General features: G+C 51.5%; 2 protein-coding genes. Both read left to right on the top strand.

Annotation, left to right across the window (positions count from 1 at the left end; genetic code table 11):
• Nucleotides 1-534 (top strand): site-specific integrase (locus ACESTR_RS16215; RefSeq protein ID WP_373179451.1); only part of this gene is annotated, 534 nt, incomplete at its 5' end.
• A gap of 105 nt (nucleotides 535-639) precedes the next feature.
• A complete protein-coding gene (locus ACESTR_RS16210; RefSeq protein ID WP_019151269.1) occupies nucleotides 640-939 on the top strand; it encodes a helix-turn-helix domain-containing protein in 300 nt (99 codons plus the stop codon).
• The last annotated feature ends 88 nt before the right edge of the window (nucleotides 940-1,027 follow it).

Raw genomic sequence — 1,027 nt, 5'->3', positions numbered from 1 at the left:
CTCCGGCGTATGATGACTACCGAGCTGCGGTATAAGCGTCAGGACTATAACCGCGATATGTTCCTGTTCTCCTGCTTTACGGGCATCTGCTATGCGGATATGGCCTCGCTGACCTATGACCGGATCGAGCAGGATGCGCAGGGCGAGTGGTGGATCAGCGGCAACCGCCAGAAGACCGAAACCAAATACGTTGTCAAGTTGCTGCCTTATGCGTTGTTCATCCTGAACAAGTATCGGGGTCTGACCGGCGACGGACGTGTTTTTGCCATGTCTACACTCGATTCGATCGACGACAGCCTGAAAAACATCGCCCGGGAGTGCGGCATTGACAAACAACTCTCATTCCACCTTGCCCGGCACACGTACGCCACGACGATCTGCCTGTCGAACGGTGTGAGTCTGGAGACGCTTTCGAAGATGCTGGGACATAAAAATATCACCACCACTCAAATCTATGCGAAAGTCACCCCGCCGATGATCGACCGTGAGGTTACCATGCTCCGGGAGAAACTGGCAACGAAATTCTCCGTGTAGACACTTTGCGATAAAGTATATAAATATATTATGTATTTACATACTTGTATAAACTCATCATTCGGTCATTGCATCTTTGCGGCGATAACCGACTGTAATCCGATAATGGAACGACTCGATGAGATTTTGGAAATCGTCCGTGAGATCCGCGAGGATATCGCCTATATGAAACGGCACCGGAATATGCTTTGCGGTACGCCGATCCTTGAAGTGAGCGAGGTCTGCGACCTGCTGAAGATCAGCGATCGTCAGTTGCGCCGCTACTGCGTCAGCGGTCAGCTCACCGGGTTCCACTTCGGGCGCCGTCTTATGTTCTCCGCTGCCGAGATAAACCGTTTTGTCGAGCGGATCGACACGGAGTGCCGACAGCGAAAAGAACTTAAAAACCGGATCAGGAACCTTTAATTCATAACCCGATGCCTAACAAGTATTATTTGGTGGAGTCCGGAGCCTTGGAGCACCTGCTCCGCACGCATTTCCTGCTGACACAATC

The organism is Alistipes sp. DJF_B185 (assembly GCF_964250025.1).
Lineage (GTDB): Bacteria > Bacteroidota > Bacteroidia > Bacteroidales > Rikenellaceae > Alistipes > Alistipes finegoldii.
The sequence above is the reverse complement of the archived record's forward strand: the minus strand, read 5'-3'. Positions and strand labels throughout refer to the sequence as shown.

What these genes read in the sequence shown, in the direction of transcription:
- ACESTR_RS16210 (WP_019151269.1), top strand. Translation starts at nt 640, where the DNA reads ATGGAACGACTCGATGAGATTTTGGAAATCGTCCGTGAGATCCGCGAG.